This is a genomic window from Mycetohabitans sp. B3 (assembly GCF_021498065.1).
Lineage (GTDB): Bacteria > Pseudomonadota > Gammaproteobacteria > Burkholderiales > Burkholderiaceae > Mycetohabitans.
The window spans coordinates 1-8510 of the sequence record NZ_JAHLKN010000115.1 but is presented as its reverse complement, the minus strand read 5'-3'; the positions used below and the strand labels follow the sequence as shown (position 1 = coordinate 8510).

At 61.3% G+C, this 8510-nt stretch carries 1 pseudogene; it reads left to right on the top strand.

Features of this window, described 5'->3' with window-relative positions:
- Nucleotides 1-19: 19 nt before the first annotated feature.
- Nucleotides 20-8510: pseudogene (locus tag KQH55_RS15835) on the top strand (amino acid adenylation domain-containing protein); the annotation flags it as partial.

Below are 8510 nucleotides of genomic sequence, written 5' to 3'. Positions count from 1 at the left end.
GCGCGAGGATTGTCCGGGTGACAGACGTTTGGTGGCCTATTGGGTCGCGGCTGACGGTGGGGTGATGACACCGGTTGAGCTCAAAGCTTATCTCAGTCAAGCGCTGCCGGATTACATGGTGCCGGTCGCGTTCGTGCAGCTTGACACGCTGCCTTTGACGCTGAGCGGCAAGCTGAACCAGCGTGCGCTGCCGGCGCCAGATGGCGCGGCTTTTGCGTTGCAAGTATATGAAGCGCCACAGGGCGAGCTCGAGACCACGCTAGCGGCGATCTGGAGCGAGTTGCTGGGTGTCAAACGAGTCGGTCGGCACGATAATTTCTTCGCGCTCGGTGGGCATTCATTGCTCGCAATACGGTTAATCGAGCGCTTGCGGCGTGTTGATTTGGAGTTATCGGTGCGCACGTTGTTCGATACACCGGTGCTCAGCGTTCTGGCCCAGTCGTTAGGTCAGCATCGCGACGTGGCGGTGTCAGCGAATCGCATCACGCGTGAGACGACGGCGCTCACACCAGACTTGCTGCCGCTGATCGAGCTGACGCAAGCCGAGATTGACCGGATCGTTCAACAGGTGCCCGATGGTGTCGCGAACATCCAGGATATCTATGCGTTGTCACCATTGCAAGACGGCATCCTGTTTCACCATCTGTTGGCCACTGACGAGGATCCGTACCTGGCGATTGCGCAGCTGGCCTTTGACACGCGCGAGCGGCTTGATCAGTATCTGGCTGCCGTTCAGCAGGTCATCAACCGGCACGACATTCTGCGCACCGCGTTTGTGTGGGAAGGGCTGTCCACGCCCGTGCAAGTGGTGTGGCGGCAGGCGCCGCTGTCGGTGACCAAACTTGCGCTGGAGGCGAAGGAGGGGCCGATTGCCGAGCAGTTGGCGCGACGCTTCGATCCGCGTCATACGCAGCTGGACCTGACGCAAGCGCCGCTGCTGCGTTTTGCGATTGCACAAGATACCGATGGCCGGTGGTTAGCGGTCCAGCTGCTGCATCACTTAATTGGCGATCACTCGACGCTGGAGGTGATGCACGCGGAGGTGCGTGCGTTTATCGAAGGTGAAGGCGAAACGCTGCCAGCAGCACAACCGTTCCGTAACCTGGTGGCGCAGGCGCGCCTGGGTGTCAGTCAAACTGGGCATGAGCGTTTTTTCACCGAGCAACTTGCGGATATTGAGGAGCCGACGCTGCCATTTGGGCTCACGGACGTACATCGAGACGGCGTACAGGTTGCCGAAGCACACTGGATGCTGCCCCAAGCACTGAACGATCGGCTGCGCGCGCACGCCAAGCGGTTAAGCGTAAGTTTGGCCAGCCTGTGCCATCTGGCGTGGGCGCAGGTGCTTGCACGCGCCAGTGGCCAACAGCGCGTGGTGTTCGGCACGGTGCTATTCGGGCGGATGCAAGCGGGGGAAGGCGCCGACAGCGCGATGGGCTTGTTTATCAATACGCTGCCGCTGCGGGTAGACCTGGATAGCAGTGTGGAGGCAGCGGTGCGTGCGACGCATGCGCGGCTGGCGGCGCTGCTCGAGCATGAGCATGCGTCATTGGCGCTGGCACAGCGCTGTAGCGGGGTGCCGGCGGGCACGCCCCTGTTCAGTGCGCTGCTCAATTATCGGCACAATGCGGTTAGCATCGGTGAGAGCGGCAGGCTGCCGGGCGTTGAACTCTTGAGCGCGCAGGAGCGCACCAATTACCCATTGACACTGTCGGTCGAAGATTTCGGTCAAGCGCTGGGACTGACGGCGCAGGTGGTGACGTCGCTGGACCCGGATCAGGTGTGCGGGTATATGCAGCAGGTGCTAGAGAGCCTGGCTGCGGCACTGGAGACGACACCCGAGTGGCCGGTCGAGCAGTTAGAGATGCTACCTAAAGAGGAACGCACCTTACTGTTTGAGACGTGGAACGCGACGCAGCAGGACTATCCGGCGCATCAATGCATTCACCAATTGTTCGAAGCGCAGGTCGAGCGCACGCCTGAGGCGCCGGCGTTGGTGGTTGAAGAGCGGACGCTGAGCTACGCGCAGCTCAATGCACAGGCGAATCGCTTGGCGCATCAGTTGATCGAGTTGGGCGTTAAGCCCGATGCGCGTGTGGCGATCTGTGTCGAGCGCAGCCCGGCGATGGTGGTGGGGCTGTTGGCGATTCTGAAGGCGGGTGGGGCGTATGTGCCGCTCGACCCAAGCTATCCGGGCGAGCGGCTCGCGCATATCCTCACGGATGCGGCGCCGGACATTGTGTTGGCCGATGCGGTGGGTCGGGCCGCTCTCGGTGAGGCGACGCTCGCGTCACGCACGGTGCTCGATCCGAATGTATTGCCGGCGCGGGCGGACACCAATCCATCGGTGCTAGCACTGACGTCCCGCCATCTCGCGTATGTGATCTATACGTCCGGTTCCACGGGTATGCCCAAGGGCGTGATGGTCGAGCATCGCTCCATTGCCCGACTGGTCATCAACAATGGTTATCTCGATGTCGGGGCCGATGATCGTGTGGCGCTTGCAGCCAACCCAGCATTTGACGCGAGTACTTTTGAAGTCTGGGCTCCGCTACTCAACGGTGCCACGGCTGTCGTTATCAATCGCGATACGGTGCTCAATCCTGCTGCTTTTGCTCAAACCTTGCAGAAACAGCGCATTAGCATTTTGTGGCTCACCGTTGGACTGTTTAATCAGTTGTTTATAGAGCTAGGGTCGATTTTCCCTCAACTCAAGGCATTGATTGTGGGAGGAGATACACTGGATGCCAGCGTGGTGGCGCAAGTGCTAAAGGGTACGCCACCGCGGCAACTGATTAACGGGTATGGCCCGACCGAAAGTACGACGTTTGCAACGACGTATAGAATTAACGCTATTCGGGAAGACATCGTCAGTATCCCAATTGGCCGACCGATTGCGAACACGCGCATTTACCTGCTCGACCGCTACGGTCAGCCGTTGCCACTGGGCGCAGTGGGTGAGCTGTATATTGGCGGCGCGGGGGTCGCGCGTGGCTATCTGAATCGTCCCGAGCTGACGGCCGAGCGCTTTGTGTGCGACCCGTTCTCGGCCGAGCCCAATGCACGGATGTACAAGACCGGGGATTTGGCGCGGTATTTGCCCGATGGTAACTTGGAATTCCTCGGTCGCAACGATCATCAAGTCAAGATCCGCGGCTTTCGCATTGAGCCCGGTGAGATCGAGGCATGCTTGGCTCAGCATACGCAGGTGCGTGAGGCGGCGGTGCTGGCCATGGGCGAAGGCCAGGATAAACGGCTGGTCGCGTATGTGGTGGCCAATCCCGATGACGCGTTAGCAGGTATCTTGCGCACGCATGTGGCGGCAGCGTTGCCTGATTACATGGTGCCCAGTGCGTTCGTTCAGCTTGACGCATTCCCTCTGACACCGAACGGCAAGCTGGATCGGCGGGCATTGCCGGCGCCCGATGCACAAGCGTTCGCGCATCAAGCGTACGAGGCGCCGCAGGGTGAATTGGAGACCACGTTAGCAGCAATCTGGTCCGAGCTGTTGGGCGTGGAGAGAATCAGCCGACACGACAGCTTCTTCGCGTTGGGTGGCCATTCGCTGCTGGCAGTGCGCTTGATGAACCGGGTGGCCATGCTGGGCATCGTATTGCCGCTGGCCACGTTGTTTGCTGCGCCGACGCTGGCCGGGTTAGCCGCGGCATTGAATGCGCACCGCACGGACCGCGCCGTGCTGCCCGTGATCACGCCGGTGTCGCGTGACGGTGCGTTGCCGTCGTCGTTCGCACAGCAGAGGCTGTGGTTCCTTGCACACCTCAACGGCGCGAGCGACTCGTATCATATCTCGCTGGCACTGCGGCTGCGCGGCACGCTTAACATCACCGCGTGGCAGCTGGCACTGGATGCGCTGTGGGCGCGTCACGAAGCGCTGCGCTCGGTGTTCATCAGCGTCGAGGGTCAGCCGCAGGTACAGCTGTTGCCCGCTGAGGCAGGGATGCCGATGACCTGGCATGACCTGCGCGGCGTGGCTGACGCGGCGGCTCAGCTCGCCCAACTCAGCGCCGAGGCCGCCCAAGCGCCGTTCGACCTGGCCTGTGGCCCGTTGATGCGCGCGTGCGGCATTCAAGTGGCCGATGACGAGTACGTGATGCTGCTCGTGCAGCACCATATCGTGTCGGATGGCTGGTCAATCGGCGTGCTGGTGCGCGAATTGAATACGTTGTATCGCGCGGCCTGTGGTGAGTCGGCCGATCCATTGCCGGCGCTGACGATCCAATATCCGGATTATGCGGCGTGGCAGCGTCAGTGGCTCTCGGGCGAGCGGCTGCAAGCGCAAAGCGAATACTGGCGCACGCAGCTGGCCGATGCACCGGTGCTGCTGACGTTGCCGACTGACCGGCCGCGTCCGACGCAGCAATCGTTTGCCGGTGCCTACGTGCCGATTCGGATCGATGCGCAGACAACCCGTAAGCTCAAGCGTTGGAGCCAAGCGCAAGGCGCGACGCTATTCATGACGGTGCTGGCCGCGTGGAGCGCGGTGCTCGCGCGGCTGTCGGGGCAAGAGGATCTGATCATTGGCACGGCCAGCGCCAATCGTCACCATCCTCAGATTGAGCCATTGATTGGCTTTTTTGTGAACACGCTGGCGTTGCGTGTGGATGTGTTCGGCGAGCCGAGCGCGGCGCAGCTGCTCGAGCGGGTGCGGCGCACGACGCTGGAAGCGCAAGCGCATCAGGATGTGCCGTTCGAGCAAGTGGTGGAGATTGTGCAGCCGCCGCGTCGGCTCGAGCATACGCCGCTGTTTCAGGTGATGTTTGCGTGGCAGAGCAACGAGCGTGCCGTGTGGGATTTGCCGGAGGTAGAGGTCACGCCAGCGTATTGGGCTTACGACGTGGTCAAGTTTGATCTGGACCTGCACCTGTACGAGTCGGACGAGGAGATGGTCGGCGCGCTAGGCTATGCGACGGCGCTGTTCGATCGCGCGACGATCGAGCGACACGTCGGGTATTTGCAGACGATGTTGCAGGCGATGGCTGCTGACGCATCGCATCCTGTCACGCGCGTCGAATTGCTGTCGCCGGCCGAGCGCACGTTGTTGCTGCAGACGTGGAACGCGACGCAGCAGGACTACCCGGCGCACCAATGCATTCACCAGCTGTTTGAAGCGCAAGTGGAGCGCACGCCCGAGTCGGCAGCACTGGTCTATGAGGGCCAGACGCTCAGCTACGCTCAGTTGAATGCCCGGGCGAATCGCCTCGCGCATCAGTTAATCGCATTAGGTGTGAAGCCCGATGCGCGGGTGGCGATCTGTGTGCAGCGCAGCCCGGCGATGGTGGTGGGGCTGTTGGCGATTCTGAAGGCGGGTGGGGCGTATGTACCACTCGATCCAGCGTATCCAGGCGCGCGGCTCGCGCATATTCTCGCGGATGCGGCGCCGGACATTGTGTTGGCCGATGCAGTGGGCCAGGCGGCGCTGGGTGAGGTGGCCTTGGCCCATCTTACGGTGCTGGACCCGAACACGCTGCTGGCGCAGCGGGAGACGAATCCGTCGGTGCCGTCACTGACGTCCCGACATCTGGCGTATGTGATCTATACGTCGGGCTCGACCGGCACGCCCAAAGGGGTGATGGTCGAGCACGCGCAGGTGGTGCGGCTATTCGATGCGACACAATCCTGGTATCACTTTGACGAGAACGATACTTGGTGTCTGTTTCACTCCTTTGCGTTTGACTTTTCCGTGTGGGAGCTCTGGGGAGCATTGCGCTATGGTGGCAAGCTCGTCATAGTTCCCTATCCTATTGCCCGTTCACCGCAAGACTTCCACCGATTAGTCTGTGAACAGGGCGTCACGGTATTGAATCAAACCCCAAGTGCGTTCAAGACATTTATTGCCAGTCAAGCGCAAAGTACATTAAGGAACCAACTGCGCTATGTGATTTTTGGTGGAGAAGCGCTGGAGCCATCCATTTTGCAAGCGTGGTATGCCGCACGCGCAGGGCAGGGTCCGCAGTTGGTGAACATGTATGGGATTACTGAAACGACCGTGCATGTAACTTATCGACCGCTCTGGCCTGAGGATAGTACTCAAATGGGCAGTCCGATTGGCGTGCGGATCCCTGATTTAAAAATTTATTTGCTAGACGCATATAAGCAGCCGGTGCCGCTGGGCGCGGTGGGAGAGCTGTATATCGGTGGCGCCGGGGTGGCACGCGGTTATCTAAACCGCCCGGAGTTGACGGCCGAGCGTTTTGTGCGCGATCCGTTCGCCTCTGAGCCCGATGCGCGGATGTACAAGACGGGGGACCTGGCGCGGTATTTACCGGACGGTAACTTGGAATTCCTGGGCCGCAACGATCATCAAGTCAAGATCCGGGGCTTTCGCATTGAGCTCGGTGAGATCGAGGCGTGCGTGGCTCAGCATACGCAGGTGCGCGACGCGGTGGTATTGGCAACAGGCGAAGGCCAAGATAAACGGCTCGTCGCGTATGTGGTGGCCGATCCCGATGACGCGTTAGCGGGCACGTTGCGCACGCATGTGGCGGCCGCGTTGCCCGAGTACATGGTGCCCAGTGCATTCGTGCGACTCGATGCGTTGCCGCTGACGCCAAACGGCAAGCTGGATCGGCGCGCATTGCCGGCGCCCAGCGCTGACGCGTTTGCGCACCAGGCGTATGAAGCACCACAAGGCGAGCTCGAGACCACGCTGGCTCAGATTTGGTCCGAATTGCTCGGTGTGGAGCCGGTCGGTCGGCACGACAATTTCTTCGCGCTCGGTGGTCATTCGCTGCTCGCGGTGCGCTTAATGAACCGGGTAGCTGCGCTGGGCATCGCATTGCCGCTGGCGACGTTGTTTGCTGCACCCACATTGGCCGGCTTGGCTGCGGTACTCGAGGCGCAACGCGCGTCAGACGGTGCGGCGCTACCCGCGATCACGCCGGTCTCGCGTGACGGTGCACTGCCGCTGTCGTTCGCGCAGCAACGGCTGTGGTTCTTTGCGCAGCTCGATGGTGCGAGCGATACGTATCATATGCCGATGGCATTGCGCCTGCGCGGTACCTTGAACCGGGTGGCGTGGCAACAAGCACTGAATGCGCTGTTTGCGCGTCACGAAGCGCTGCGCTCGGTGTTCGTCAGCGTTGACGGTCAGCCACAGGTGCAGCTGTTGCCCGCCGAGGCGGGGATGCCGATGACCTGGCATGACCTGCGCGGCGTGGCTGACGCGGCTACTCAGCTCGCCCAACTTAGCGCCGAGGCGGCCCAAGCGCCGTTCGACCTGGCCTGTGGCCCGTTGATGCGCGCGTGCGGCATTCAAGTGGCCGAGGACGAGTACATGATGCTACTCGTGCAGCACCATATCGTGTCGGATGGCTGGTCGGTCGGCGTGCTGGTGCGCGAACTGAATACGTTGTATCGCGCAGCCTGCGGGGAGCCGGCCGATCCGCTGCCGGCGCTGACGATCCAATATCCGGATTATGCGGCGTGGCAGCGTCAGTGGCTCTCGGGTGAGCGGCTCAAGGCGCAAAGTGAGTACTGGCGCACGCAGCTGGCCGATGCCCCGGTGCTGCTGACGTTGCCGACTGACCGGCCGCGTCCGGCGCAGCAATCGTTTGCCGGTGCCTACGTGCCGATTCGGATCGATGCGTCCATCACGCAAGCGCTGAAGCGTTTAAGCCAAGCGCAAGGCGCGACGCTATTCATGACGGTGCTGGCCGCGTGGAGCGCGGTGCTCGCGCGGTTGTCGGGGCAAGACGATCTGGTCATTGGCACGGCCAGTGCCAATCGTCACCATCCTCAGATTGAGCCGTTGATTGGCTTCTTTGTAAACACGCTGGCGTTGCGCATGGATGTGTCGGGCGAGCCGAGCGCCACACAGCTGCTTGAACGGGTGCGGCGCACGACGCTGGAAGCGCAAGCGTATCAGGATGTGCCGTTCGAGCAAGTGGTGGAGATTGTGCAGCCACCGAGGCGGCTCGAGCATACGCCGCTGTTTCAAGTGATGTTCGTGTGGCAGAGCAACGAACGTGCCGTGTGGGATCTGCCGGAGGTAGAGGTCACGCCAGCGGATTGGGCTTACGATGTGGCCAAATTCGATCTGAATTTGCACTTGTCTGAAGCCGGTGCAGAGATGGTCGGCGTTCTGCACTATGCGACGGCGCTGTTCGATCGTGCGACGATCGAGCGACACATCGGGTATTTACAGACGATGTTGCAGGCGATGGCCGCTGACGCAGCGTATCCGGTGACGCGCGTCGAATTGCTGTCGCCGGCCGAGCGCACGTTGTTGCTGCAGACGTGGAACGCGACGCAACAGGATTATCCATCGCATTGGTGTATTCACCAATTGTTTGAAGCGCAGGTGGAGCGCACGCCGGATGCAACGGCATTGGTCTATGAGGATCAGACGCTGAGCTATGCGCAATTAAACGATAAGGCAAACCAACTGGCGCATTACCTCCGTACCTTAGATGTGGGTCCGGAAGTCGTGGTGGGGCTGTGCGCCGAGCGCTCGCTTGAGGCAATCATTGGCCTATTAGGCATTCTGAAGG